Origin of the sequence: Streptomyces sp. NPDC020898 (assembly GCF_044333925.1) — a bacterium.
Classification (GTDB): domain Bacteria; phylum Actinomycetota; class Actinomycetes; order Streptomycetales; family Streptomycetaceae; genus Streptomyces.
In genome coordinates this window covers 13451-39158 of record NZ_JBIRRV010000038.1, presented here as the reverse complement: position 1 = coordinate 39158, position 25708 = coordinate 13451, and the positions used below count along the sequence as shown (strand labels likewise).

The 25708-nt window shown below is 69.6% G+C and carries 23 protein-coding genes and 1 rRNA gene; 18 read left to right on the top strand and 6 right to left on the bottom strand.

Going from position 1 to position 25708, the window contains the following annotated elements; translation table 11 throughout:
- The 10 genes from rrf to ACH4TV_RS47560 all read left to right on the top strand — a co-directional run.
- Positions 1-84, top strand: a 5S ribosomal RNA gene (gene rrf / locus ACH4TV_RS47605); the annotation flags it as partial.
- Positions 85-156: 72 nt separating this feature from the next.
- A complete protein-coding gene (locus ACH4TV_RS47600; RefSeq protein WP_398407734.1) occupies positions 157-801 on the top strand; it encodes an HAD family hydrolase in 645 nt (214 codons plus the stop codon).
- Positions 802-893: 92 nt separating this feature from the next.
- Positions 894-1613 (top strand): VC0807 family protein, encoded by a 720-nt coding sequence (locus ACH4TV_RS47595; protein WP_398407733.1) that lies wholly within the window; start codon positions 894-896, stop codon positions 1611-1613.
- Between the two features lie 94 nt (positions 1614-1707).
- Positions 1708-2979, top strand: coding sequence for an MFS transporter (locus ACH4TV_RS47590; protein WP_398407732.1), 1272 nt, complete (start codon positions 1708-1710; stop codon positions 2977-2979).
- Positions 2930-4105, top strand: a complete 1176-nt coding sequence (locus tag ACH4TV_RS47585) for an acetoin utilization protein AcuC (RefSeq protein ID WP_398407735.1) — start codon at positions 2930-2932, stop codon at positions 4103-4105. The genes ACH4TV_RS47590 and ACH4TV_RS47585 overlap by 50 nt, the downstream gene beginning before the upstream one ends.
- A 452-nt stretch (positions 4106-4557) precedes the next feature.
- Positions 4558-5373: a phosphatase gene (locus ACH4TV_RS47580; RefSeq protein ID WP_398407731.1), complete on the top strand. Its 816-nt coding sequence runs from the start codon at positions 4558-4560 to the stop codon at positions 5371-5373.
- A 131-nt stretch (positions 5374-5504) separates the two neighbouring features.
- On the top strand, positions 5505-5717 hold the full coding sequence (locus tag ACH4TV_RS47575; RefSeq protein WP_004984898.1) for a helix-turn-helix domain-containing protein: 213 nt from the start codon (positions 5505-5507) through the stop codon (positions 5715-5717).
- Positions 5718-5923: 206 nt separating this feature from the next.
- A complete protein-coding gene (locus ACH4TV_RS47570; RefSeq protein WP_003948845.1) occupies positions 5924-6022 on the top strand; it encodes a 30S ribosomal protein bS22 in 99 nt (32 codons plus the stop codon).
- A 281-nt stretch (positions 6023-6303) separates the two neighbouring features.
- Positions 6304-7407, top strand: a complete 1104-nt coding sequence (locus ACH4TV_RS47565; RefSeq protein ID WP_398407730.1) for an NAD-dependent epimerase/dehydratase family protein — start codon at positions 6304-6306, stop codon at positions 7405-7407.
- Positions 7408-7526: 119 nt separating this feature from the next.
- On the top strand, positions 7527-8624 hold the full coding sequence (locus tag ACH4TV_RS47560; protein ID WP_398407729.1) for a lysophospholipid acyltransferase family protein: 1098 nt from the start codon (positions 7527-7529) through the stop codon (positions 8622-8624).
- Between the two features lie 108 nt (positions 8625-8732).
- Here ACH4TV_RS47560 and ACH4TV_RS47555 read toward each other — a convergent pair whose 3' ends face one another.
- The 3 genes from ACH4TV_RS47555 to ACH4TV_RS47545 form a co-directional block, all read right to left on the bottom strand.
- A complete protein-coding gene (locus tag ACH4TV_RS47555) occupies positions 8733-10043 on the bottom strand; it encodes a DUF5667 domain-containing protein (protein WP_398407728.1) in 1311 nt (436 codons plus the stop codon).
- Positions 10044-10444: 401 nt separating this feature from the next.
- A complete protein-coding gene (locus tag ACH4TV_RS47550) occupies positions 10445-11218 on the bottom strand; it encodes an ECF subfamily RNA polymerase sigma factor, BldN family (protein ID WP_398407727.1) in 774 nt (257 codons plus the stop codon).
- Positions 11219-12091: 873 nt separating this feature from the next.
- Positions 12092-13036 (bottom strand): HAD family hydrolase, encoded by a 945-nt coding sequence (locus ACH4TV_RS47545; RefSeq protein ID WP_398407726.1) that lies wholly within the window; start codon positions 13034-13036, stop codon positions 12092-12094.
- 147 nt (positions 13037-13183) lie between these two features.
- Here ACH4TV_RS47545 and ACH4TV_RS47540 point away from each other — a divergent pair, with 147 nt between their 5' ends.
- From ACH4TV_RS47540 to ACH4TV_RS47520, 5 genes are all read left to right on the top strand, one after another.
- Positions 13184-13459 (top strand): glutaredoxin family protein, encoded by a 276-nt coding sequence (locus ACH4TV_RS47540; protein ID WP_398407725.1) that lies wholly within the window; start codon positions 13184-13186, stop codon positions 13457-13459.
- A 346-nt stretch (positions 13460-13805) separates the two neighbouring features.
- Complete coding sequence (locus tag ACH4TV_RS47535) at positions 13806-14600, top strand: redox-sensing transcriptional repressor Rex (RefSeq protein ID WP_398407724.1); 795 nt, start codon at positions 13806-13808, stop codon at positions 14598-14600.
- Entirely contained in the window at positions 14597-16354 is a 1758-nt protein-coding gene (locus ACH4TV_RS47530) for a glutamyl-tRNA reductase (protein ID WP_398407723.1), read from the top strand. The genes ACH4TV_RS47535 and ACH4TV_RS47530 overlap by 4 nt, the downstream gene beginning before the upstream one ends.
- A complete protein-coding gene (gene hemC, locus ACH4TV_RS47525) occupies positions 16351-17337 on the top strand; it encodes a hydroxymethylbilane synthase (RefSeq protein ID WP_398407722.1) in 987 nt (328 codons plus the stop codon). Before ACH4TV_RS47530 ends, hemC begins: the two co-directional genes overlap by 4 nt.
- On the top strand, positions 17334-19037 hold the full coding sequence (locus tag ACH4TV_RS47520) for a uroporphyrinogen-III synthase (protein ID WP_398407721.1): 1704 nt from the start codon (positions 17334-17336) through the stop codon (positions 19035-19037). Before hemC ends, ACH4TV_RS47520 begins: the two co-directional genes overlap by 4 nt.
- Positions 19038-19113: 76 nt before the next feature.
- On the opposite strand, the gene ACH4TV_RS47515 is transcribed toward ACH4TV_RS47520, so the two are convergent.
- Complete coding sequence (locus ACH4TV_RS47515; protein WP_398407720.1) at positions 19114-20514, bottom strand: FAD-binding oxidoreductase; 1401 nt, start codon at positions 20512-20514, stop codon at positions 19114-19116.
- A gap of 220 nt (positions 20515-20734) precedes the next feature.
- Between ACH4TV_RS47515 and hemB the strand changes: the two genes are divergently transcribed.
- Entirely contained in the window at positions 20735-21724 is a 990-nt protein-coding gene (gene hemB, locus ACH4TV_RS47510) for a porphobilinogen synthase (RefSeq protein ID WP_398407719.1), read from the top strand.
- On the opposite strand, the gene ACH4TV_RS47505 is transcribed toward hemB, so the two are convergent.
- Entirely contained in the window at positions 21691-21903 is a 213-nt protein-coding gene (locus ACH4TV_RS47505) for a hypothetical protein (protein WP_398407718.1), read from the bottom strand. The two genes, hemB and ACH4TV_RS47505, sit on opposite strands and share 34 nt — an antisense overlap.
- Positions 21904-22241: 338 nt before the next feature.
- Between ACH4TV_RS47505 and ACH4TV_RS47500 the strand changes: the two genes are divergently transcribed.
- Both ACH4TV_RS47500 and ACH4TV_RS47495 read left to right on the top strand, forming a co-directional pair.
- Entirely contained in the window at positions 22242-23144 is a 903-nt protein-coding gene (locus tag ACH4TV_RS47500) for an SAM-dependent methyltransferase (RefSeq protein WP_398407717.1), read from the top strand.
- A gap of 130 nt (positions 23145-23274) precedes the next feature.
- A complete protein-coding gene (locus ACH4TV_RS47495) occupies positions 23275-24525 on the top strand; it encodes a PLP-dependent aminotransferase family protein (RefSeq protein WP_398407716.1) in 1251 nt (416 codons plus the stop codon).
- 6 nt (positions 24526-24531) lie between these two features.
- Here ACH4TV_RS47495 and ACH4TV_RS47490 read toward each other — a convergent pair whose 3' ends face one another.
- A complete protein-coding gene (locus ACH4TV_RS47490) occupies positions 24532-25329 on the bottom strand; it encodes a DUF4253 domain-containing protein (RefSeq protein WP_398407715.1) in 798 nt (265 codons plus the stop codon).
- Between the last annotated feature and the right edge of the window lie 379 nt (positions 25330-25708).

Sequence of the window (25708 nt, the reverse complement as noted above, 5' to 3'; positions counted from 1 at the left end):
TACATTCCGAACCCGGAAGCTAAGCCTCACAGCGCCGATGGTACTGCAGGGGGGACCCTGTGGGAGAGTAGGACACCGCCGAACAAATATTGCGAAAACCCCCGCACTCTTGAGTGCGGGGGTTTTCTGCGTTCTGGGTCATTTAGGGTCCTTGCTATGCGCTATGACCTTGTCATCTTCGACAACGACGGTGTTCTTGTCGACAGTGAGTCGATCTCCAATAACCTGCTGGCCGCCTATCTCACCGAGCTGGGGCATCCGACCTCCTACGAGGATTCCCTCCGCGACTACATGGGCTCTGCCATGCACCGCGTCCACGATCTGGTGGAGGAGCGGAGTGGGCGGCGGTTGCCGGACGGCTTCGACGATGTCTTTCATGCTCGGGTGTTCGCTGCCTTCGAGCGGGAGTTGAGGCCGGTGGCCGGCGTGGTCGACGTACTGGAGAAGTTGGGGGTGGAGGGGGTGCCGTTCTGCGTGGCTTCCTCTGGGAGTCATGAGCGGATTCGGGTGGGGCATCGGACTACTGGGCTTGAGCGGTGGTTCGAGGGTGGGCGGGTTTTCAGTGCGGATGATGTGGGGCGGGGGAAGCCGGCGCCCGATCTGTTTCTCTACGCGGCCGAGCGTATGGGGGTGGCGGCTGCGAGGTGTGTGGTGGTGGAGGACAGCCCGTTGGGGGTGCAGGCTGCTGTTGCGGCCGGGATGGATGTCCTCGGGTTCACCGCTATGACCCCTGCCGAGCGGCTGGCCGGGGCCACTCGACTCTTCGGCAGCATGGGGGAGTTGAGTGAGTTGGTCGTTTGAGGTCGGGCATGGGGCGGCGCTGACATTTGTCATCCCCGGGTCTGGATGATCGTTTCTGTTGGTGGGGTGAGGGTGGCCGCGAGGCTTGGGGGATGACCTCGAACCCAGCTTCCCTTCGCCGGAGCTTTCTGCCGCTGGTTCTCGATGTGGCGGTGCCCGTCGGGTCGTACTACGTGTTCAAGGACGGGCTCGGGATGAGTACCGTCGCCGCGCTCGGGTGGAGCAGCGCCGTGCCCGCGGTGCGGACCGGGTGGAGTGCCGTGCGGGAGCGGGCGGTCAATGGGATGGCCGCGCTCATCCTCGTCGTCAACGTTGTCGGGGTGGTGCTCAGTTTTGTCGCCGGGGATGCGCGGCTGATGCTGGTGAAGGACAGCGGGATCAGCAGTGTCGTCGGGATCGGGGTGCTGGTGTCGGTCCGGCTGGGGCGGCCGATGATGACCGCGGGGATGAAGCCGTTCCTCGTCAAGGGGGATCTGGAGCGCGCTGCCGCCTGGGAGCGGCTGGCTCAGGGGTCCTTGCGGTTTCGGCGGGCCGAGCAGACCTTCTCGGTGGTGTGGGGCGTTGTTCTGGTGGGTGAGTGCGTTGCGCGGATCGTGGGGGTGTACGTCTTTTCCGTCGACACCATGGTCTGGCTCGGCAATGTCGTGATGGTGGTGGCGGTGGTGGGGGCCGTGGTGGTGGGTGGCGTGTTGGCTGTCGAGCCCATGAAGCGGATGCTCCGCGATGAGGTTTCTCTGCGTAGTGGCGCCGGCGCCGGTGTTGGTGCCGGTGTCCGTACTTGGTGTGGTGGTGTGAGTGCTCAGGGTGATTGACGGGGTGTCGTCCCCTGGGTCGGTTCAAAGATGAGCAGAATTCATCTTCTGAATCGTCTACCCACGAGTAGGCCTGGGCCATACGCTCGCGGCCATGACAGATGTGCTGCGGCGCGGCAGAGCCTCGCTGGCGTTCAGCTTTTTCGCCCAGGGCGTCGCCTTCGCGCTGCTCGTGACGCGGATCCCGGCCATCCAGGACCGGTACGGGATATCCGACGCATTGCTGCCCGCCTTCCTGGCCGCCGTGCCGGTGCTGGCCGGGGTCGGCAGTGTCTGCACCGAGCACCTGGTCAAGCGGGTGCCGCCCAGCCTCGTACTGAGGTGGTCGCAGCCCGTCGTACTGCTGGCGTTGCTCGGAGTCGGCGCCGGTGACCATGTGGCCGAAGTGGCAGTGGCGCTGGGGGCGTTCGGGCTGGCCGTCGGGGCGCTCGACGCGTCGATGAACATGCTCGGGGTGAGCCTGCAGCGGGTGTACGGGCGCAGCATCATGCTCGGGTTCCATGCGGTGTACAGCCTGGGCGGGATCGTGGGGGCCTCGCTGGCCTGGGTCGGTGCGCACTGGCATCTCGACCTCTTCGTGTCCTACCTGCCTGTGGTGGTTGTGCTGTTGCCGGCCGCGCTGGTCGGGAGCCGGTGGTACGTCGATGCGCGGGACGCTCGTGATGGTGCCGGTGACGTGAAGGTGGATGCGGTTGCGGCCGCGGCCACGAGGGCTTCCGGTGAGTCGGGTGATGGGGGTGGTTCGGGGCCCATCGTCTTCAAGATGCTGCTGCCGCTGTGTCTGGTGATGACCTTCGCCTACATCGGGGACTCGACCGTCTCCAACTGGAGTGCGAAGTATCTGCAGGACGTGCTCGGGAGCTCGGAGCAGCTCGCCACCGTGCCGTACAACGTGTACATGGTGACGACTCTTGTCGGGCGGGCCATCGGGGACCTCGGGGTACGGAGGTTCGGGGCCGTGGCCGTCGTGCGGGCGGGGGCGGTGGTGGCGGCGCTCGGGTTCGGTGTGGTGGCCGTGGCGCCGGGGGCCTGGGTCGGGATGCTCGGGTTCACGTTGCTGGGGCTCGGGCTGTGTGTGATCGTGCCGCAGACTTTCGCGGCGGCTGGACGGCTTTTCCCCGGGGCTTCCGACGCCGCCGTCGCGCGGCTCAACATCTTCAACTATGTGGGGTTCTTGATCGGTTCGCCCTTGGTGGGGGCGCTGGGCGACCTGTGGAACTATCGCGGAGCGATGCTGGTTCCGATGGTGTTGGTCCTGGTGACGTTGAGGTATGCGGGGTCGTTCGATCCGGGGCTGGCCCGATACGGTGACGGGCATGAGCGGCCGCGCACAGCTGATGTGGGACGAGGCAGTAACGGGCTATGACTTCGGTCCGGATCACCCGATGGATCCGGTCCGGCTCGCCCTGACCCGGCGACTTGTCGAGGCCTTCGGGCTGGACCGGGATGTGGATGTCGTCTCGGCGAAGCCGGCCGGGGAGTCGACGCTGCGGCTGGTGCATCGTGAGGACTACATCGAGGCGGTCAAGGCTGCCTCGGCTGATCCGGGGGCGGCCGACTCGGCGTACGGGCTGGGGACCGTCGATGATCCGGCCTTCGCCGGGATGCACGAGGTGTCCGCGTTGATCGCGGGGCAGTCCGTGGGGGCCGCTGAGGCGGTGTGGCATGGGGACGCGCTGCACGCCGTCAACTTCGCTGGCGGGTTGCATCATGCGATGCCGGGGGGTGCGTCCGGGTTCTGTATCTACAACGATGCTTCGCTGGCCATCGCCCGGTTGCTGGAGCTCGGGGCCGAGCGGGTCGCCTATGTGGATGTGGACGTCCATCACGGGGACGGGGTCCAGGCCGCGTTCTGGGAGGACCCGCGGGTTCTGACGATCTCGCTGCACGAGCATCCGCGCACGCTGTTTCCGCAGACCGGGTGGCCTGAGGAGACGGGGGCGGAGGGGGCGGGGGAGGGGAGCGCCGTCAATGTGGCGCTGCCGGCCGGGACCGGGGACGCGGGGTGGCTGCGGGCCTTTCACGCGGTCGTGCCTGAGCTGATCGCGGACTTTCGGCCGCAGGTGCTTGTCACCCAGCACGGGGCGGACACCCACTTCGAGGATCCGCTCGCGCATCTCGCCGTGTCGTTGGACGCGCAGCGGGCTGTGCAGGTCGCCTGTCATGAGCTTGCGCACGAGTACGCGGACGGGAAGTGGGTCGCCCTGGGGGGCGGTGGATATGCGGTGGTGGAGGTCGTACCGCGGTCCTGGACGCACCTGGTGGCGATTGCTGCGGGGCGGGAGGTTGAGCCTGCGGCGGTGATTCCGGAGGGGTGGCGGCAGGAAGTGTTCGCTCGTACGCGGCAGTTGGCGCCGGCGCGGATGACGGATGGGCGGTGGCCTGTTGCCTGGGCCGACTGGGAGGCGGGGTACGACCCCGCGGATCGGTTGGATCAGGCGGTTATTGCGGCTCGGCGGGCGGTTTTTCCGTTGCGGGGGTTGTTGGCGTAGGGGGGTTGGGGGTGGTTTCCTCGCCCCCGCCGCCCCTACCCGTCCCATCCCTGGGGCTGCCGCCCCAGACCCCGCTGTCGGCCCTGAACGGGCCTTGTCCTCAAACGCCGGACAGGCTGGAGGTGCGGGCCGGCGCTCCAAGAGGTACCGCCCGGGCGTGAGAGGTACTGCCCGCGCTCGGGAGGTACCGCCTGGGCTGAGAGATACCGCCTGCGCTGGAGAAGCGGTGGGGGCGGGTCGGTGGGAGAGAAGCTGGCGCTGAACGGGCCTCGTCCTCGGACGCCGGACGGGCTGGAGGTGCGGGCCGGCGCTTGAGAGGTACCGGCCGCGGTCAAGAGGTGCCGCCTGGGCTGGAGATGTCGGCCCGCGTGGGGTGTGTCCCGTTGCGCCAACTGTGGGGGTTTTTGGGGTTTTCGGGGTGAGGGGCATAGGCATCCGTCAGCATCGGGGGTGTGTTGAGTGCCGGGGCGTTGCGTGCCCATCTGCTGGCTGCCCGGCTTGCCGGGGTCGTGGCCACTTCGCGGGAGGAGAGTCTGCGGAGTTATCGGCTTTTCGCTGCTCGTGATCCCCGGGTGCTGATCGGACTCGATCCCGAGTGGGCGTGGCAGCAGCGGGACTTGATCGGGTTGATGGCCGACAGGTGTGGGGTTTCGGCCGATCCGCGGCACACCTCGGGGTGTGATGTGATCGATCCGGAACGGACGCTCGCGGCCCTCGATGCCTTCGCCGGGCGACTCTCCGCAGTCGCGCGGAAGCGGGCGCCCGTGCTTCTTGGCACCGGTCACCCGCACCGACTGCTCGGTTTCTACGCCGCTCTGGCGGACGCCCTGTCGGCGGCGGGATGTGCCGTCCTCACCCCGGCGCAGGGTAGCTCTGTCGACATAACGACCCGGTTCGGCCTACGCACGTACAACCTTGACTACGTACGAGGAGTCGCCTTCGTGCGGAAACCGGGGGTCCTGGCCGCCGGGCGTGAGCCCGGCGCACACACGCACTCGCCTCTCCCGGTTCGGACCGCTCTGGCGGCCGTTGCCGAGGCCGGCGGGGCGCTCCCGGAGCTCGTCATCGGGGACCACGGATGGGTCTGCGGTGCAGGTCAGCTGGGGTTCGAGGCGATCGGGCTGGCCGATACGGACGACCCCGCACTGTTCGTCGGAGAGGCCGAGGGGCGCGTGTCCGTCGTCGTTCCACTTGATGACGCTGTGCGGTCTGATTACTACCGGCCGATTACCCGCTACGTACTCAATCGAGCGTGTCTGTCACAGTAGGCCGCCGATGGGTGCACCTCTTCCCCACTCGCATCACCCGCCCCTACATTGGGGAGTGAGCACGCAGCGACGAAGAGTCACCGGAAGGGGAAGCCGGTGGCCGGGTCGAGTGCGGAAGGTTCAGGTGTGTCATGGCTGCAGCTGGCGAGAGGCCTCTGAACGAGGTTCAGTTCCTTACCGTGGCGGAAGTCGCCTCGGTGATGCGAGTGTCGAAGATGACCGTGTACCGGTTGGTGCACAGCGGTCATCTGCCCGCGATTCGGGTGGGGCGGTCCTTCCGCGTCCCCGAGCAAGCGGTTCACGAGTACCTCCGCGAGAGCTATGTGGGGGTGGAGACAGCCTGACGGCGGTCGAGGGGGGCGGATGGGGATCCTCAGGGCACAGGACTCACAGGGTTTACAGGGCTCACTGTGTTCTACCGGATCCCCCCTGATCTCCTCGATTCTCCTCGATTACGACCTCAGCGCTCGGACGGGTAGGCTGGCCCCTTGTAGGTCGTATGGGCCCATGGCGCCCAACGCCGAGTGATGAGAAGTGAGCGAGGGTAGTCGTGGGCTCTGTTATCAAGAAGCGGCGCAAGCGGATGGCCAAGAAGAAGCACCGCAAGCTGCTGAAGCGCACGCGTGTTCAGCGTCGCAACAAGAAGTAGTCCGATCGCGAGATCAGGACTACTACTGTTCCGCGACGCTGCTAGAGCGCGAGCGCGAGTGTGAAGGCTGTGGCCCCCCACCGGTATCCGGTGGGGGGCCACAGTCGTGTTGCGCCTGTGGCCGTCGTAGCTTGTGTGTACGACTGCGTGGCAGATGGCTCTTTCCGATCGTACGTATGGAGTCGTCGTGACTTCATGCATCGGGCGGTCATCACAGCGCAACAACAACCCGCTAGGTTGGGCCCCACACGGGAAACACGGCTGGAAGGAAGGCGCTGATCTTGGGCAAGGTCGTGCTCGTGACCGGAGTGGCCCGTCAGCTGGGGGGCCGGTTCGTACGACGGATCCAGCGTGACCCGCAGGTGGACAGGGTCATCGCCGTGGACGCGGTGCCGCCCGAACATCATCTGGGTGGCGCCGACTTCATCCAGGCCGACATCCGGCAGCCCACCATCGCGCGGGTGCTCGCCGAGACGAACGCCGACACGGTCGTACACCTGGACGTGACGGGCATCGCGCTGGGCAGCGGCAGCCGGACCACGGTCAAGGAGACCAACGTCATCGGCACCATGCAGCTGCTGGGTGCCTGTCAGAAGTCCCCCGCCGTGAAGCGGCTGGTCGTCAAGTCCAGTACCAACGTGTACGGGTCCGCGCCCCGGGATCCGGCCGTCTTCACCGAGACCACCCCGCCCAAGTCGCTGCCCAGCGGCGGCTTCGCCAAGGACGCGGTCGAGGTCGAGGGGTACGTACGGGGGTTCGCGCGGCGGCGACCCGACGTCGCCGTGTGTGTGCTGCGGTTCGCCAACATCCTGGGGCCGACCGCGGACTCGCCGCTCGCCCAGTACTTCGCGCTGCCTGTCCTGCCGACCGTCCTGGGCTACGACCCGCGGCTCCAGTTCGTGCACGAGGACGATGTCATCGAGGTCCTGCGCATCGCCTCGCACGACCCGGAGCGCGGGACGCTCAACAGCGGCACGTTCAACATCGCCGGCGACGGGGTCCTGCTGCTGTCGCAGTGCTCCCGGCGGCTCGGGCGGCCCACCGTGCCACTGCTGCTGCCCGCGGTCACCTGGGCCGGCTCGCTGGTGCGTACGCTGGGTATGACGGACTTCTCGCCCGAGCAGATCCGGCTGCTCACGCACGGCAGGGTCGTGGCGACGAACCAGATGCGCGAGACGCTGGGCTACCAGCCGAAGTTCACGACCGCCGAGACGTTCACGGACTTCGCCCGCGGTCGCGGTCCCGGTCTGCTGCCGCCCGAGGCCCTCGCGGGGGCCGTCGACCGGATCGCCGCGCTGCCCTTCGTACCCTTCGCGGGCCGCGGCGGCACCACGGCCGTGACGACGACGGCCACGGACACGATCCCGACCACGACAGCGACCTGACGGAGACGGCACCCCCGACGCAGACAGACACCTGAGGCGGACGGTCGCCCGAAGCCGTACGCCACCTGAACCGCAGAGGGTCACCCGACGCAGAGCGCCAACCGAGGAGCGCATCAACGATGGCGGATGCCAAGGTCATTCCGTTCGACGACGACAGGTCCCGCGCGGGCGCCGTAGCGCGGCCGTCGCGCCGCCGGGGCGCGGGGAGCAGCCGGCGCAAGAGCGAATCGGCTGTGGTCCGCGAGGTCCAGCCCCTGCCGGGACGCCTGCGCGCGCAGGATGATGTCCAGGTGACGCGAGAGCAACAGCCGCCCCAGCAGCCCCAGGGCCAGCCCGAGCACCAGTCCCCGTCTCCCTCCGCGGGCGGCGGTGTCGTCGGCGGCCTGGAGAGGCGGGTCGCGGGCGGCCTGTCCTTCCTGCGGCGCCGGCTCACCGGGGACTACGAGGTCGACGAGTTCGGCTATGACGCCGAGCTCACCGACCAGGTCCTGATGTCGCTGGTGCGCCCGCTGTACGAGAAGTACTTCCGGGTCGAGGTCAAGGGCATCGAGAACATCCCGGCGGAGGGCGGCGCCCTGATCGTCGCCAACCACTCCGGGACGTTGCCGCTGGACGGCGTGATGATGCAGGTCGCCGTGCACGACAACCATCCGGCGGGCCGTCATCTCCGGCTCCTCGCGGCGGACCTGGTCTTCATGCTGCCGGTGGTCAACGAGCTGGCCCGCAAGGCTGGTCACACCCTGGCCTGCGCCGAGGACGCGGAACGGCTCCTGGAGCGCGGCGAACTCGTCGGTGTGATGCCGGAGGGCTTCAAGGGCATCGGCAAGCCGTTCAGCGAGCGGTACAAGTTGCAGCGCTTCGGCCGCGGCGGCTTCGTGTCGACGGCGCTTCGGCAGGGTGCGCCGATCATCCCCTGCTCGATCGTCGGGGCGGAGGAGATCTACCCGATGATCGGCAACGCCAAGACGCTGGCCCGGCTGCTGGGCTTCCCGTACTTCCCGATCACCCCGACGTTCCCGTGGCTGGGCCCGCTGGGCGGGATCCCGCTCCCCACGAAGTGGACGATCCAGTTCGGCGAACCGATCCGCACGGACCACTACCCGCCGGAGGCGGCCGAGGACCCGATGCTGATGTTCAACCTGACGGACCAGGTCAGGGAACAGATCCAGCACACGCTGTACAAGTTGCTGGTGCAGCGGCGGTCGGTCTTTTTCTGAGATCGGTCTATTTCTGACATCTGACACACGCGGTCATCTGACACACGTGGTACGAGAGTTGGGGCGCCCTTCCCAGGAAGGGCGCCCCAACTCTCGTACCGCTGACTGCTACTGGCTCGTGTCCTCGCTGTCGATGCCCAGGCCGGGCAGCAGGCCCGGGAGGAGCGGTGGCAGGGTGACGTCCGGTTCGGTGGCGGACGGGGTGGTGGTCGACGGGGATGCCGTACCGCTGGCCTGGGGCGGGTCGAGGAGGTCGCCTGTGCTGCCGCCGAGCAGGCCGTCACTGCTGGTGTCGGAGGTGGACGGCTTGGGGTTGCCGCTGCTGGTGCCGCGCCCGTCGGCGGTGTCGCCGCCGGTGTCGCTGGGCGCGGCCGACCGGTCGGAACCGGACGAACTCGTGCCCGACTCCGGTCCGGAACTCTGCTCTTGGCCTCCTCCGCCACCGCCCTTGCCGCCGCTCTGGGAGGGGGGCTTCGGGAGCAGCGACTGGAGTGGGGCGACCTCTTGGTCTATGGCGTCGAAGACCGACGACACTTCCTGGCTGACGTCCCCGAGCTGGACGGGGAGGCGGTCGCGCAGGGCGCCCCACGCGTCGCGGTGGGAGCGGGAGAAGGCGTCGAGGGCCTGGATGGGGCCCAGTGAGTCGGGGTCGCGCTGGTACGCCTCGTGGAGCAGGCGGTGGCCTTCCGAGGCGTCGTGCTGCATACCGGACAGGGCGCGGCGGATCTCACCGAGCGACTCGTGGTCGAGCTGGCCGGCGCGGTCGCGCTCCATCAGGCGGCGGGCCTCGCTGAGCCGCGTCGAAGCCTGGTCGAGGTAGACCTTGCCGCGCTCGCCGGCGCCGTCGGCCAGGTAGTTGAGCTTGACGTCCTCGATGCCGCGCTTGAGGCCGTACAGCGAATCACCGGGCAGGGCGTCGGAACTGGCGGCGGCGACGCCGCCGAACGCTCCCGCGGCCACACCGACGCTGAGTCCGCCCGCGGCGAGACCCTTCGTCAGCCGTGAACGGGGTCGCAACTTCCCCAGCCCGCTCGCCCGGTGCGTGCCTCTGGCCCGGGAGCGCTGCTCGGGCACCAAAGGGTCCGCCGCCCCGCCTCCCGGTACCGTGCCGTCCCGCAGCATGGCCTCCATCGCGGCCACCAACTGGGCCCGGTGGACGACCTTGACCGCGGGGTCGAGCACGGGCTTGGGCAGCTCGCCGAGACCTGTTGTGAGGGCCAACAGGTGACTCGGTTCGGTCCGTTCCGCCCGGTGGTCCGCCCGCTGGTCCGCCCGTTCCGCAGCAGGCGGGGCCTGCTCCGGGTCGGGGTCCGGTGCCGGTCCTTCGGGCTGCTCGGCCGCCGAGTCCCGGTCGGACAGCTCCTCCAGGGCCTGGGCGAAGGCGTTCGCCCGCCGGTGCGCCGAAACGTTCGCGATCACTGGCGGCACCTCCTCTCGTCATGACGGTCGGCTCCCCAGGGGGTCCTGAGGGTTGCACGCCCTGACCACATCCACACGATCGGGTGATCGGAGACGGCCAGGGAGTGACCACAGGGAGCCTGTATCCCGCACAACGAGTGGCGCGGCACTTGGGTTACGGACGACGGATGATCGGACCGCGAACTCAACGGACTTTCACGGAAGGTGAGTTGGCGGTCGCCGAGCGTACGGGAGCTGGACGTACGGGATCCGGGCGTGGGGTGGGGCGGAGAGCCGGGGCGGCCGCAGGGCCTGTTCCTCCGGCTTTGGCGCGGGGTGCGCCGGTGGTGTGTGCGGGCCCGTCCCCGGTGGTGTGCCCAGTGGTGTGCGCGGTCGCGTACGCGGAGTACTTCGTACGGTATTCAGCGGGCGTCTTCCGGCAGGAGCCGGGCGAGGGTGCGGACGGCCCGGTACTGGAGGGTCTTGATGGCGCCCTCGTTCTTGCCCATCACTCGGGCGGTCTCGGCGACGGACAGCCCCTGGAGGAAGCGCAGTGTCACGCACTCCTGCTGCTGGGGGTTGAGTCGTTTTACGGCGTCGAGGAGAGCGGCGTTCGAGAGGGACTCCAGGACGGAGTCCTCCGGTGAGCGCTCGACCTCGTTGGCGTCCAGCATCTCGCCCGTGGTCACTTCGAGCCGGAAACGGCTGGACTTGAAGTGGTCGGCGACGAGGTTGCGGGCGATGGTGACGAGCCACGCGCCGAAGTCGCGGCCCTGCCAGGTGAAGGTTCCGATGCGGCGCAGGGCGCGCAGGAACGTCTCGCTCGTCAGGTCCTCGGCGGTGGCCTTTCCTCCCACTCGGTAGTAGATGTACCGGTACACAGTGTCGCTGTACTGGTCGTAAAGGCGGCCGAAGGCGTCGGCCTCGCCGGCCTGGGCACGCTCGACAAGGTCCATCATGCGGGCGCTGTCACTGTCCGCGGCGGGGCGGCGGGCGGTGGTGGCGGCACCGGCCGCGCGCCCTCGTCTGCCGACCGCGGCGGTGCCGTCGGCCAGTGCGTAGCACGGGCCGAGTGGTGCGGCGGTGGCGAATGCGGGGACGGCGTACGCGGTGGGGACGAAGCCGCGCAACAGGTCTAGGACCGTTGCGCGCAGCGTAGCCAGGCCCGAGGCGTCAACCCCGACGTGTGGGTACACGGGACTCCCAGAGGCAGAGCTTCCATCACGTGCAGTGCGGGACCTTTCACCCGTCGTAGCGACGGAGGGGTACCGGTTTGCGTCTGAGGAGAATAACGCTTCGTACAGGCCCTGCTACACCCGGTTGCTCAAATCATCGATTACGTCGCTTCTGTTACCAGTTGGGGCCTGTTCAAGTGCCGCAGTGTGAGCGCTTGTTGATCGAATAAGGCCGAGTTGAGCTTCGCTCGGGGCGTGTTGTGGCTGTGTACGGCCAGCGGGACTGGTGGAGGGGGTGTGGGGGTGGGCCGGCTGGAATGGGTGGTTTCGCCCCCGCCGCCCTTACCCGTCCCATCCCTGAGGGCTGCGCCCCCAGACCCCCCTTTGCGGCCCTGAACGGGCCTTGTCCTCAAGCGCCGGACGGGCTGGAGTGCCTGGTCCTGGGCTGCAGGAGCGGCGGGGGCGGGTGGGCGGGAGAGACGCTGGGGCCGGGCGGGCCTTGTTCTCGAACGCCGGGCGGGCTGGGGTGTCTGGCCTTGGCTGGAGACGCGGCGGGGGCGGGTGGGCGGGAGAGACGCTGGGGCCGGGCGGGCCTTGTTCTCGAACGCCGGGCGGGCTGGGGTGTCTGGGCCTTGGCTGGAGATGCGGTGGGGGTGGGCGGGAGAGGAGCTGGGGCTGGACGGGCCTTGTTCTCGAACGCCGGGCGGGCTGGGGTGTCTGGGCCTTGGCTGGAGACGCGGTGGGGTGGGTGGGTGGGAAAGAAGGTGGGGCTGAGCGGGCCTCGTTGCTGGGAATGCCGGTCGGCATCGGGAAGTTCGAGGGCGGGTGGCGAACGAGGTGAGACGGGTGGGTGGGTGGGAAACGCGGCCTGGGCTGTAGCGGCGTCCGGCTGGGTCAGCGGCGGCGGCGGTGTAGGGCGATGGCGGCTGCTGTGCCGCCGGCTACTGCTCCTACGCCTGCTGCTGCGGGGATGCCGACCTTCGCTGCTTTGCGGCCGGTGCGGTAGTCCCGTAGGCGCCAGTCCAGTTGGCGGGCGTGTTTGCGGAGCTTGGTGTCCGGGTTGATCGCGTAGGGGTGGCCCACCAGGGAGAGCATCGGGATGTCGTTGTGCGAGTCCGAATACGCGGCGCAGCGGGAGAGGGTGAGGCCTTCTGCCGCGGCCAGGGCGCGGACCGCTTCTGCTTTTGCCGGGCCGTGCAGGGGCTCGCCCACCAGCTTGCCTGTGTATACGCCGTCCACCGACTCCGCGACCGTGCCCAGGGCGCCGGTCAGGCCCAGGCGGCGGGCGATGACGGTCGCGATCTCGACGGGGGCCGCTGTCACCAGCCAGACCTTCTGGCCCGCGTCCAGGTGGGCCTGGGCCAGTGCGCGCGTCCCGGGCCAGATGCGTTCGGCCATGTACTCGTCGTAGATCTCCTCGCCGATCGACATCAGCTCGGAGACGCGGTGGCCCTGCACGATCGACAGGGCCGAGTCGCGGGCGTCCTGCATGTGCTCGGGGTCCTCGATGCCGGCCAGCCTGAACCACGCCTGCTGCCAGGCGAATCGGTACAGGTCGCGGGTCTCGAAGAACTTCCGTTTGTACAGGCCCCGGCCGAAGTGGAAGATCGCGGCGCCCTGCATCACGGTGTTGTCGAGGTCGAAGAAGGCGGCGGCCTTGTCGTCGCCGAGGACGGGGAACGCCGGTTCCTCGTCGGTGCTCGGCGGGACCGGCGCGGGCGTCAGTTCCTCCAGCTCCTGGGAGGATTTGCGCGCTGCCTCCGCCGAGGCCTCGCCTGCCAACACGCTCCGCGCGGTGGCGGAGCGCCTACGGGGGGTGAGCCATCCTGGAGCGGCCATGGCGTGAGCATAGCCAGTTTGTTCGGTGGTTCCGGAGTCGAGAGGTTTGAAGGGTGTGAACTCTCCGCGACTGTGTCGTTAAGGATGCGGAGAGGCGACGGCCGGTGCTGCCCTCCGGGGCGTCCGTCGGCGCGGGACAATAGGGGTATGAGTCCCCTCTTTCGGCGCGCCGACCGTCGTACGCCACAGTCCCGGCTCGTCACTCTCATCCGGAAGCCCGGTTGCCATTTGTGTGATGACGCACAGGGAGTCGTCGAGAAGGTGTGTGCCGATCTCGGGGTGCCCTGGGAACAGAAGGACATCTCTCAGGACGAGGAACTCCACCGTGAGTACTGGGAACAGATCCCCGTCGTGCTCATCGACGGGGCCCAGCACACGTTCTGGCGCGTGAACGAAGAACGTCTTCGCAAAGCCCTCACATAGATTCCCGGCCGATTACCGATCGGTCGAGTTCTGACCAAGAGCTGACCGAGCAGTCCAAGTGGTCCGGAAAGTCGCCTAGGATCGAGGGCGGTTCAGATCTCGGGGGCGGGATTCGTTAGGAGTGTGTGCGGTTTTGCCCCCCAATGGCGGCTGTGACGACGTGGGACGATGGTGCTTGTGCGCCGGTTCCATACGTGTGCGCCGGGGGCGCGTGACCCCGGTCACGTTGGCCGGGCAAATCGGACACCATCTTTGTGCACGCGTTCACAAAGACATAACCTGCATTCGACGGGGCGGTCTAGGTACGTGTGACCGCCTGCAGCCCCGCGCTACCCGCAGGAGCACCGTGGCAACTGGCCGAACTCACCGACCGGCGACCCGCAGCCGAGGGATTCCCGAGGCCACCGTCGCCAGGCTTCCGCTGTACCTCCGTGCCCTGACCGGACTGTCGGAGCGCTCGGTACCCACGGTCTCCTCCGAGGAACTGGCCGCCGCCGCCGGGGTCAACTCCGCGAAGCTGCGCAAGGACTTCTCCTACCTGGGCTCGTACGGGACGCGGGGTGTCGGGTACGACGTCGAGTATCTCGTCTATCAGATCTCGCGTGAGCTGGGGCTGACCCAGGACTGGCCGGTAGTGATCGTCGGTATCGGTAATCTCGGCGCCGCCCTCGCGAACTACGGCGGCTTCGCCTCGCGTGGATTCCGGGTCGCCGCCCTCATCGACGCCGATCCCGCCATGGCGGGAAAGCCGGTCGCGGGTATTCCGGTGCAGCACTCGGATGATCTGGAAAGGATCATCGCCGAGAACGGTGTCTCCATTGGCGTTATCGCCACCCCCGCCGGTGCCGCTCAGCCGGTGTGTGAGCGTCTCGTCGCCGCGGGTGTGACCTCCATTCTCAACTTCGCTCCCACCGTGCTGACCGTTCCGGACGGGGTCGACGTACGTAAAGTCGATCTCTCCATCGAGTTGCAGATCCTTGCCTTTCACGAGCAGCGCAAGGCGGGCGAGGAAGCCGACGCGGCGGCAGCGGCGGCCGATGCCGCTGCGGCGGCCGCGGCATCGGCCAAGGGTGCACGCGGCAGCGGTGACGGCAGTGGCAAAGGGCCTGACGGGGACGTCCCCGCCGTGATGCCGGCATGAGTCTTCTCGTCGTCGGGCTGAGCCACCGCAGCGCTCCGGTCAGTGTCCTTGAGCGGGCCGCGCTGTCCCAGGACGCCCAGATCAAGCTGCTGCAGGACACCGTGGCCGCCGAGCCGGCCACCGAGGCCGCGCTGCTCGCCACCTGCAACCGCATCGAGCTGTACGCGGACGTGGACAAGTTCCACGCGGGTGTCGCCGAGCTGTCCACGCTGCTCGCCCAGCACAGCGGGGTGGGGCTCGACGAGCTCACTCCGTACTTGTACGTGCATTACGAGGACCGGGCTGTCCATCACCTGTTCTCCGTCGCCTGCGGGCTCGACTCCATGGTCGTCGGCGAGGGCCAGATCCTCGGGCAGATGAAGGACTCGCTCGCTGTCGCGCAGGAGCTGCACAGCGCCGGGCGGCTGCTGAACGACCTGTTCCAGCAGGCGCTGCGGGTCGGCAAGCGCGCCCACTCCGAGACCGGGATCGACCGCGCCGGGCAGTCCCTGGTCACCTTCGGGCTCCAGCAGCTCGCTGCGGGGGCCGCGGTGGATTCGTGGGCGGCCGGCAAGAAGGCCCTCGTCATCGGTGCCGGGTCGATGTCCTCGCTGGCCGCCGCCACGCTCGCGCGGCTCGGGGTCGCCGAGATCGTCGTAGCCAACCGCACGGCGGACCGCGCCGAGCGGCTCGCGCAGATCCTCACCGAGAACGCCCGGTACGAGGGCGGCGAGACGCCTGTGTCGGCCCGTGCGGTTCCGATGGAATCGGTGCCGTTCGAGCTGACACGTGCCGATATCGCCGTTTCGTGCACCGGTGCGACCGGACTCGTCCTCACCGCCGAGACCATCGCGGCGGCCGTCGAGGGCCGGGTGCCGGCGGAGTCCGCCGGGCTGTCTCCTCGTACGACCGCGGCAGGGGACGTACGGGCGGTCCTGCCGCCCACCAGTCTTGGCACCGATGACGGGTGTCCGCTGGACCTGGCCGCGGTGCAGGGTTCCGCCGTGCAGGAGTCGGCCGGGTTCTCGGTGATGGGTGAGGCCGCCGTCGCCGGGATGGACGCGGCGACGCTGGAGCAGCACGCGGCCTGGGTGGACAACGGCACCGTCGACCGGCGCGATGCCGCTCGGCGTACGCCGGACGACGACGGTGAGCTGATCGACGCGCTCGTCGCGACCGTGGCCCGCTTCGGGCGGATTCCCGAGCAGCGCCGGCCCGAGCCGGTCGCCGGTGTTCCGCGCCCCGTGCCCGTGCTGTCGCTGCTCGATCTCGCGATGCCGCGGGACATCGACGCCGCCGTGCACCGGCTGGCCGGGGTGCGCCTGGTGGACATCGAGTCGCTCGCTGAGGCGTCCGCCGACGTACCGATGGCGGCCGACGTGGACCAGGTCCGGCGGATCGTCGCCGACGAGGTCGCGGCCTTCGGGGCGGCGCAGCGGGCCGCGCACATCACGCCCACCGTGGTCGCGCTGCGCGCCATGGCCGCCGATGTGGTCGCCGGTGAGATCGCCCGGCTCGACGGGCGGCTGCCCGGCCTCGACGAGAAGCACCGCGCCGAGATCACCCAGACCGTGAAGCGCGTCGTCGACAAGCTGCTGCACGCGCCGACCGTACGGGTCAAGCAGCTCGCGGCCGAACCCGGCGGCGCCGGGTACGCGGACGCGCTGCGCACCCTGTTCGACCTCGACCAGGAGACGGTCGCCTCCGTATCCCGGGCGGACCAGGACGACGACCACATCGCTGAGGCGAACGCCGAGAACCGAGGGCGAGCATGAGTGAGCCAGAGCCAGTAAAAGGGGCGCTGAGACTTGGGACCAGGCGAAGTCAACTCGCCCTGGCCCAGTCCGGGCAGGTCGCGGACGCCGTGAGGCGGCTGACCGGGCGGCCCGTCGAGCTCGTCGAGATCACGACGTACGGCGATGTGTCCCGTGCGGACCTCGCCCAGATCGGCGGCACGGGGGTCTTTGTGACCGCCCTGCGGGAGGCCCTCCTCAAGGGGGACATCGACTTCGCCGTGCACTCGCTGAAGGACCTGCCGACCGGGCAGCCCGACGAGCTGGTGCTGGCGGCTGTGCCCGAGCGCGAGGATCCCCGGGACGTGCTGGTGGCGCGCGAGGAGCTGAAGTTCACCGACCTGCCGCGCGGGGCGCGGGTGGGGACGGGTTCGCCCCGGCGCATGGCCCAGCTGAACTCGTATGCGCGTGCCCATGGGCTGAGCGTCGAGGTCGTTCCGATCCGGGGGAACGTGGATACCCGCATCGGGTACGTGAGGAGTGGTGAGCTGGATGCTGTCGTCCTGGCCGCGGCCGGGCTCAACCGCATCGGGCGCATCGACGAAGTGACCGACTTCCTGTCGGTCGACATGGTTCTGCCTGCCCCTGGCCAAGGGGCCCTGGCGATCGAGTGCAGAGCGGGGAACACCTCCCACGACTCCGAACTCGTCGCGGCACTCGGTGAGCTCGACGACCCGTACACTCGGGTCGCCGTGACCGCCGAACGGTCACTGCTCGCCGCCCTGGAGGCCGGTTGCAGCGCCCCTGTGGGCGCGCTGGCCGACCTCCTGGCCGACGGGCAGATTGTCAAGGAGATGCGCCTGCGCGGCGTCGTCGGCACCACCGACGGCTCGACGCTGGTGCAGCTGTCCACCACCGGTCCCGTGCCCGAGACGTACGACCAAGCAATGGCGCTCGGCCGTGAACTCGCAGCCGAGATGCTTGCCAAGGGCGCGGCCGGTCTGATGGGGGAGCGAGCACAGTGAGCCCCACCACCCTTCCCGCCGGTCCGGAACACGGGCACGTCACCTTTCTTGGTGCCGGACCCGGGGATCCGGGACTACTGACCCTGCGCGCCGTCGAGGCGCTGGCGAACGCGGACGTACTGGTCGCCGAGCACGAGGTGCTCGACGTGGTACGTGCGCACGCCAGACAAGGCGTCGCCGTGATCAATACCGAATTGGACACGTCTATTGGCAGTTATCCGCCCACAGGCACACCTCAACTGACGGTTGTTGACAGCGCGTCAACAACCGCTGGTGTACCCGCTGTGCGGGATGCCGCACATCTTGTCATGGAGGCCTCGCGGGGCGGCAGGCGGGTCGTGCGTGCGGTGTCCGGGGACCCCGGGCTCGACGCGTACGCCGCCGAGGAGATGCTGGCGTGCGTCGCGGCCGGCGTTCCGTTCGAGGTGGTGCCGGGCGTCGCGGCAGCCGTGGGTGTGCCCGCTTACGCGGGTGTGCCGCTGCGGGACGCGCAGGGCGCGGACGTCCGGTTCGTGGACGCCCGTACCGCCTCCGACCGGTGCTGGACCGAGGTCGGTGCGTCGGACGGCACGGTTGTCGTCTCGACGACGCTGGACTCGGTGGCCTCGGCCGCGGGTGAGCTGGTCGCGGCCGGGCGCAAGCCCGATACGCCGTTGACCGTGACCGTCGCGGGGACCACGACGCGTCAGCGGACGTGGTCGGCGACGCTCGGCACCATCGCGCAGACGCTGAAGCAGGCGAAGGTGCTGCCGTCGCCGGAGGGCGGCCGACCGGTCATAGCCGTGGTCGGCGAGCGCTCCGCCGCTGCTCAGCGCGAGCAACTGTCGTGGTTCGAGAACAAGCCGCTGTTCGGCTGGAAGGTCCTCGTTCCGCGGACGAAGGAGCAGTCGGCCTCGCTCTCCGACCAGCTGCGGTCCTACGGGGCCGTGCCGCACGAGGTGCCGACGATCGCCGTCGAGCCGCCGCGGACGCCCCAGCAGATGGAGCGGGCGGTCAAGGGCCTGGTGACGGGCCGGTACGAGTGGATCGCTTTCACGAGTGTGAACGCGGTCAAGGCCGTGCGCGAGAAGTTCGAGGAGTACGGGCTCGATGCCCGTGCCTTCGCCGGCATCAAGGTCGCCGCGGTGGGCGAGCAGACCGCCAAGGCGCTGGTCGCCTTCGGTGTGAAGCCTGATCTGGTGCCCAGTGGCGAGCAGTCCGCTGCCGGGTTGCTGGAGGACTGGCCTCTCTACGACCCGGTCTTCGACCCGATCGACCGCGTCTTCCTGCCTCGGGCCGACATCGCCACCGAGACATTGGTCGCGGGTCTGATCGAGCTGGGCTGGGAGGTCGACGACGTCACGGCCTACCGGACCGTGCGGGCCTCGCCGCCGCCGCAGGAGACCCGGGAGGCGATCAAGGGGGGCGGTTTCGACGCCGTTCTCTTCACGTCGTCGTCCACTGTGCGGAACCTGGTGGGGATCGCTGGGAAGCCGCACAACGTGACGGTCATCGCGTGTATCGGGCCTGCCACGGCGAAGACCGCCGAGGAGCACGGGCTGCGGGTCGACGTCATGGCTCCGGAGCCGTCCGTGCACAAGCTGGCGGAGGCCCTGGCGGACTTCGGGCTGAGGCGGCGCGCGGCAGCTGTCGAGTCGGGGGATCCCGTCACCCGGCCGAGCGAGCGCAGGCCCGGGGCGCGGAGGCGTCGTTCGACCTGAGCGACAGCAGGGTGTACGTGGTGTGGAAGTGGTGCGGGGGTGGCCGGCTCGGTGAGCCGGCGCCCCCGTCCGCCGTTCAGGCCGCCGCCACCGGCGTCACCGTGTGGCCGTGGCGCAGCAGGTTCGCGGGGTCGTACGTCGCCTTCGTGCGGCGCAGGCGGGCGTAGACCTCCGGGGTCCAGGCGCGGGCCCGGTCCCGCTCGTCGCCCGGCCGGCCGTGGATGTTGACCATCGTGCGGCCGGTGCCGTACGGGGCCATCGCGGCGTGCAGTGTCGCCGTGGCCGTCTCGATCAGCGCGGCGGCCTCCGCGACGGCCAGCACGCCGACCGTCTCCAGCAGGTAGTTCGCGTCGCGGGCGCAGATCGCGTCCTCGACCGCGGCGGGGCGGGACAACTGGCCGCCCATGTGGCGCAGTCCGACGAGCAGCAGGGGGTACTCGGCGGGGGCGGCGGGACCGGCCTGTGCCAGGAAGGCGCTCACGGCGTCCGGGGTGAGCTCCCGCAGCAGCGCGCAGGACTCCCGTGCGGGCAGGGGGTTCTCGGGTTCCGTGTAGATCTGGTCGACATCGGTGTAGTCCATCTCCGTCACCGTGTCGAACACGACGGGCGCCGCCTCGCGGAGCGGTGCGAGCAGGCGTTCCCCCTCGTCCGGGTCGCCGGTCCAGGCGACCGCGACCCGGGACCAGAACCTGCCGCGCAGCGGCTCGGGGATGGTGGGCAGCGGGGGCAGCCTCAGCAGCGAGAACGCGGTGCACATCTGCGCCGGGACGGTGGGTGTCCAGTCGGCCCAGGCGCGCAGCAGCGGTTCGGCGTCCTCGCCGGCGCAGTAGATGCCGCCGCCCACGAGACGGGTCAGGGGGAGCAGCTCGAAGGTGACTGACGTGACGACGCCGACGTTGCCCTTGCCGCCGCGCAGGGCCCAGAACAGGTCCGGTTCATGGGAGGCGTCCGTCTCGCGCAGGATGCCGTCGGGCGTCACGACCTGGAAGGAGCGGACCCGGTCGGCCGCGTAGCCGTAGGTCCGGCCGAGGCACGGGAGTCCGCCGCCCAGGGTGTAGCCGATCACGCCGATGTCCGTGGACGTGCCGGTGAGCGCGGCGCAGCCGTGCGGCGCCGCCGCGTCGAGGACCTGGCGCCACTTCGCGCCGGCGGCGACCGTCGCGGTCCCCTCGGCCGGGTCGATCCGTACGTCCGTCATGCGGGCCGTGCTGATCAGCAGGCCGTTGTCGACGGGGAAGTTGGCTCCGTGGCCGGTGGCCTGCACGGTCACGGGGGTGCCGGTGGCCGCGGCCCAGCGCATCGCGGCGACGACGTCGTCGGTGCCGGTCGCGCCGACGACCACGTCCGGGGTGTGTCTGGCGGCCAGGTTGAAGCCGGTGACCTCGTCGGCGTAACCCTCGTCGTCGGGGCGCAGGACGGGGCCGTGGATGTCGGACAGGGCGAACAGGTCCGGGGTGTTGTGGTGGATGGCGGTCATCGCGTCCTCCTCGGGCGCCGGGGCGGCGGTGCCTGGTGGTGGCTGCGCCTTTGCACGACGGAGGGACAGCGGCGGTTGTGGGATGCCGTCGGGGTCCTGTCCCACCAGGATGGACCTGCGGGGCGGGGGTCGCATGCGGGGCCCGGAGGCGTCGCAGGCGTGGGATGTGCCCGACGTCGCGTCGGCAAAGGGGGGTGTGGGGCGGGCGTAGCGTTGGGGTATGTCGAAGTACGGATCGTTTCCCGGTACGCGTCCCCGTCGGCTGCGTACCTCGCCCGCGATGCGGCGCATGGTCGCCGAGACCCGACTGCACCCCGCCGACTTCATCCTCCCCGCGTTCGTCCGGGAAGGCGTCAGCGAGCCGGTGCCGATCTCCGCGATGCCCGGTGTCGTGCAGCACACCCGGGACAGCCTGAAGAAGGCGGCCTTGGAGGCTGTGGAGGCCGGGGTCTCCGGGATCATGCTCTTCGGGGTGCCGGAGGAGGCCAAGAAGGACGCCTTCGGGACACCGGGTACCGACCCTGACGGGATCCTTCAGGTCGCCATCCGGGACGTACGGGCCGAGGTGGGGGACGCCCTGCTCGTCATGTCCGATCTCTGTCTCGACGAGACCACCGATCACGGGCACTGCGGGGTGCTGGACGCGCAGGGGCGAGTCGACAACGACGCCACCCTTGAGCGGTACGCCGAGATGGCCCAGGTCCAGGCCGACGCGGGCGCCCATGTCGTCGGGCCCAGCGGGATGATGGACGGGCAGATCGGGGTCGTCCGGGACGCCCTGGACCAGATCGGGCGCGAGGACGTGGCGATCCTCGCCTACACCGCCAAGTACTCGTCCGCCTTCTACGGGCCCTTCCGGGAAGCCGTCGGCTCCTCGCTGAAGGGGGACCGGAAGACGTACCAGCAGGACCCCGCCAACGTCAGGGAGTCGCTGCGGGAGCTGGCGCTCGACCTGGAGGAGGGCGCCGACATCGTCATGGTCAAGCCCGCCGGGCCCTACCTCGACATCCTCGCCCGGGTCGCCGACGCCGTGGACGTGCCGGTCGCCGCCTATCAGATCTCCGGGGAGTACTCGATGATCGAGGCCGCGGCGGAGAAGGGCTGGGTCGACCGGGAGCGGGCCATCCTGGAGACCCTGACCGGGATCAAGCGGGCCGGCGCGCAGAACATCCTCACCTACTGGGCCACCGAGGCCGCGCGCATGCTGTGAACCTGACCGGGCGGCGGGGTGTGGGTGCCCGGCCGGCTGTACGAGGTCTCGGCGGTCGCCGATGACGGGCCCTCGTCCCGTACGCCCTGGCCGTCCTCGCACGCCGTGAGGGTGGAGAGCGCGACGAGTGCGACCGCCGTGGCGGCGAACAGGCGCGTACGGGGAGTGCGTACGAACATGGGGGTGCCCTTTCGGAGGTTCGGGGATCGGGACTCACGGCTCGGGGCTCGGGGAGTGCTCTCAGCTTGTGCGGTGATCCGTCCCAGCGCCACGATTCGCCGGGGATTTGGGACGCCGGTACCTCCAACACTGCCCTGACCTGTGTAAACGTTGTCCCGTTCGGACCTGGTCCGGGACGCGGTCCGGGACGACGGCCGGGGCGGGCGGTCGTTTTTCGAACAGCAACTGCCTCTGGGAGCTAGGTTGTTGCTCGTTGAAGGACGAAGAGGGATCGAGAAGGACCAAGAAGGACCGAGAAGAACCACGAGGTCCAGGAGGTCCAGGAGAGGCCACCCACATGAGCGCCGACGCTCTCAGCCAGGACCCCGCCGAGCTGAGAAAGAGGATCGACAGTACGAAGGCACATCCGGCCCGCGTGTACGACGTCTTCCTCGGCGGCAAGGACAACTACCCGGCCGACCGCAACGCGGCCGCCGCGGCGCTCAGCGCCAACCCGCGCGGATACCTGGACGTCCGGCACAACCGCGACTTCATGCGCCGCGCGGTGACCACGATGGTGGCGGACGAGGGCATCCGGCAGTTCCTCGACATCGGCACCGGACTGCCCACGCAGGACAACGTCCACCAGATCGCCCAGCGCATCGCCCCGGACGCCCGGGTCGTGTACGTCGACAACGACCCCATCGTCCTCGCCCATGCGCGTGCCCTGCTCACCAGCGGGCCCGAGGGCCGTACGGACTACATCGACGCCGACCTGGGCGACCCGGCCGCCATTCTCGAACAGGCCCGCAAGACCCTCGACTTCGACCAGCCGATCGCGCTCGTCCTCGCGGCGATCCTGCACTTCGTGGCGGAGCCGGAGGCGTACGACATCGTGCGCGAGCTGGTCGACGCGCTGCCGTCCGGCAGCCGACTCGTCCTCAGCCACCTCACCGAGGACCTGAACCCCGAGAAGATCCGCGCGGTCCAACGGACGTACACGGAACGCGGGTTCACCTTCGTGCTGCGGTCCAGGGCCGAAGTCGAGCGCTTCTTCGAGGAGACCGGGCTCACCCTCGACGAGCCGGGCGTCGTGCCCGCCCACCACTGGCGTCCCGACGGCGGCGCGCCGGTCCCGGAGGAGGTCGAGGCCGCCTACTTCGACTCGCTGGACGACATCGAGAAGGTCCGCTACCGCGACATCAACGACGTCACGGACGCGGACATCAACGTGTACGGGGCGAGCGGGCGCAAGGGCTGATCTGGTTCATCTGGTTGAAGTAGCTGAACCTGGCGGAGGCGTCCGGATCGTGAAAAGCGGTTGTAGGCGGCACGCACTTCCCTAGGGTGGGGCAGGAGCCGTATCGCCCGCCCGAAGGAGCCGCACACCCATGACCTCCTCAGCACCCGCAAGAGCTGCCACCGCCACCGCCACCGCCTCCGCTGCCGTGCCCGCGCTCGCCGCGCGGGCGCGGTCGGTCGGGGGCTCGGCGGTACGGGACATCCTGGCCGTCATCGCGCGGCCCGAGGTGATCAACTTCGCGGGCGGGCTGCCCGCGCCCGAGCTGTTCGACTCGGAGGGCGTGGCCTCCGCGTTCCGGGACGTGTTCGCGTCGACGCCCGCGCGGGCGTTGCAGTACGCCACGACCGAGGGCGAGCCGACCCTGCGCGAGGCGCTCGCCGTACGGCACACCGCACGCGGTCTGCCCACCGACGCCGACGACCTCCTCGTCACCACCGGTTCCCAGCAGGCGCTGTCGCTGCTCGCCACCGCGCTGATAGACCCCGGTGACGTCGTCCTGGTCGAAGCGCCCTGCTATCTCGCGGCACTTCAGGTGTTCGGGCTGGCGGGCGCGCGGGTGGTGGCCGTGCCGGCGGAGGGGGACGGGGGCGGAGATGGCGATGGGGGTGGGATCGACCCCGTCGCGCTGGAGGAGCTGGTCGTTCGGTACCGGCCCAAGTTGCTCTACACCGTGCCCACGTTCCAGAACCCGACCGGGCGGACCATGCGGGGCGAGCGGCGGGCCGCGGTGGCGGAGGTCGCCGCGCGGCTCGGGCTGTGGATCGTCGAGGACGATCCGTACGGCGAGCTGCGCTTCGAGGGTGAGCGCGTGCCGTGGATCGCCTCCTTCCCGGGCGCGGAGGACCGTACGGTCCTGCTCGGCTCCTTCTCCAAGGTCATGGCGCCGGGGCTGCGGCTGGGCTGGCTGCGGGCACCGGCGGAGCTGCGGCGCGCGTGTGTCGTCGCCAAGCAGGCCGCCGACCTGCACACCCCGACCGTCAACCAGCTCGCCGCCGCGCGGTACCTGGCCGACCGTGACCTCGACGCCCATGTGCGGCGCGTGGCCGGTGTCTACGGGGAGCGGCGCGATGCCATGCTCGCCGGTATAGGGGATGCGCTCCCGGAGGGCTCGACCTGGACCCGTCCCGAGGGCGGCATGTTCCTCTGGGCGCGGCTACCGGAGTCGTACGACACGGCTGATCTGCTGCGTGGGGTGGTGGAGCAGGGCGTTGCCTATGTGCCGGGGGCGCCTTTCTACGCGGGCGAGCCGGACCGGGCGACGATGCGGTTGTGCTTCGTCACCCAGACTCCGGACGAGATCGGGGAGGGGCTGCGGCGGTTGGGGGCGGGGTTGCGATAACGCTCCTCAGTCCCACCAGAAGGACCAGGTCGGCTTGGACAGCAGTTCGTGTTCGGCGTACGCGCGCAGGGTGTTGTGTGCTCCCTGCGTGATGTTGTCCGGGCAGAACGCGAAGTGCTCGGCGGCTAGCGCCTCGGCCTCGGCGACGGTGGCCGGCGGGGCGGCCACGGACAGCACCAACTGGTTGAAGGTGAGCGCGAGGACGCGTATGCCGAAGCGGTCCTCCCAGGAGCGGAGCACCGCGCAGAGGCGGGCCGTGTCGCTCTCGTAGTTCGCGGGGCCCGACCAGCCGATGGCGGCCGGGATGTCGGCGGAGCGGCGGGCGGGGACGAGGGCGAGGCGCGGTTCCTTGAGGGGGGAACCGACGACGAGGGTCGAGTCGGCGAACCAGGCGACCAGGGCATCGGCGTCGGCCTGCAAGGATTCGGCATCCGTACCGCGGGCCAGCCCGGGCCAGTCCTCACCCTCCGCCGCGTACTCCTCCCAGAACCCGGTGAGGACCTCCTCGGGGTCGTGGTCCCCCGGGTACGAGGTGTCGGCGGGCATCAACTCCCAGCTCTCCGGCCCGCCCTGACTGCCGCCCACGTCCACGACCACGGGGACGAGACCGGCGGCCCGGTACGCGTCGTGGTGTGCGGCCCAGTCGCCGGGGGCGGAGGGGGCGTCGGCGTGCCAGAGGAGAGGCTCGTGCCAGGGGCCCTCGTCCGTCGCGTCGATCAGCCTGCCGGGGGGCAGGGCGAGGCCGAGCGCGTGGCCGGTCGGGTCCGTCGCGAGGCGGGGCAGCGGGTTGGGAAGTGTCGCCATGACGGTGACTTTAGGGCCTGCCACTGACAACGGGTCCCGGGAGATCGGGAGGGCGCGGGAGGAGGCCGGGGAGACGGGAACGGCAGGTCAGAGGGCAACGGTTCGAGATCGTTCCGGTGTCGGTGCGGCCTCGAATGTGCGTCGGACTGGCGTAGAACCGGTAAGTGAACGCCCACGGTTCGGCGGCCGGCGGGTCCCGATACGGTGAACGACCGGTTTTCGCCCTGCCGTCATCGATGATCTTGCGTGGATCTGTGCGGAAATCGGCGGTAGATGACGGTCGTAAGTCCGTGTAACCAGCGGGTATTTGACGCATGAGCTACAACGATTAACCAGATTGACGAGTTCCCGTCAGTCTCCGTGGCTTCTCCCCTTGGCC

Coding starts and splice junctions, on each gene's coding strand:
- hemB (WP_398407719.1), top strand. CDS start 20,735: ATGTCGAAGTACGGATCGTTTCCCGGTACGCGTCCCCGTCGGCTGCGT.
- ACH4TV_RS47495 (WP_398407716.1), top strand. CDS start 23,275: ATGACCTCCTCAGCACCCGCAAGAGCTGCCACCGCCACCGCCACCGCC.
- ACH4TV_RS47585 (WP_398407735.1), top strand. CDS start 2,930: ATGAGCGGCCGCGCACAGCTGATGTGGGACGAGGCAGTAACGGGCTAT.
- hemC (WP_398407722.1), top strand. CDS start 16,351: ATGAGTGAGCCAGAGCCAGTAAAAGGGGCGCTGAGACTTGGGACCAGG.
- ACH4TV_RS47515 (WP_398407720.1), bottom strand. CDS start 20,514: ATGACCGCCATCCACCACAACACCCCGGACCTGTTCGCCCTGTCCGAC.
- ACH4TV_RS47530 (WP_398407723.1), top strand. CDS start 14,597: ATGAGTCTTCTCGTCGTCGGGCTGAGCCACCGCAGCGCTCCGGTCAGT.
- ACH4TV_RS47500 (WP_398407717.1), top strand. CDS start 22,242: ATGAGCGCCGACGCTCTCAGCCAGGACCCCGCCGAGCTGAGAAAGAGG.
- ACH4TV_RS47490 (WP_398407715.1), bottom strand. CDS start 25,329: ATGGCGACACTTCCCAACCCGCTGCCCCGCCTCGCGACGGACCCGACC.
- ACH4TV_RS47600 (WP_398407734.1), top strand. CDS start 157: ATGCGCTATGACCTTGTCATCTTCGACAACGACGGTGTTCTTGTCGAC.
- ACH4TV_RS47590 (WP_398407732.1), top strand. CDS start 1,708: ATGACAGATGTGCTGCGGCGCGGCAGAGCCTCGCTGGCGTTCAGCTTT.
- ACH4TV_RS47540 (WP_398407725.1), top strand. CDS start 13,184: ATGAGTCCCCTCTTTCGGCGCGCCGACCGTCGTACGCCACAGTCCCGG.
- ACH4TV_RS47545 (WP_398407726.1), bottom strand. CDS start 13,036: ATGGCCGCTCCAGGATGGCTCACCCCCCGTAGGCGCTCCGCCACCGCG.
- ACH4TV_RS47595 (WP_398407733.1), top strand. CDS start 894: ATGACCTCGAACCCAGCTTCCCTTCGCCGGAGCTTTCTGCCGCTGGTT.
- ACH4TV_RS47575 (WP_004984898.1), top strand. CDS start 5,505: ATGGCTGCAGCTGGCGAGAGGCCTCTGAACGAGGTTCAGTTCCTTACC.
- ACH4TV_RS47505 (WP_398407718.1), bottom strand. CDS start 21,903: ATGTTCGTACGCACTCCCCGTACGCGCCTGTTCGCCGCCACGGCGGTC.
- ACH4TV_RS47560 (WP_398407729.1), top strand. CDS start 7,527: ATGGCGGATGCCAAGGTCATTCCGTTCGACGACGACAGGTCCCGCGCG.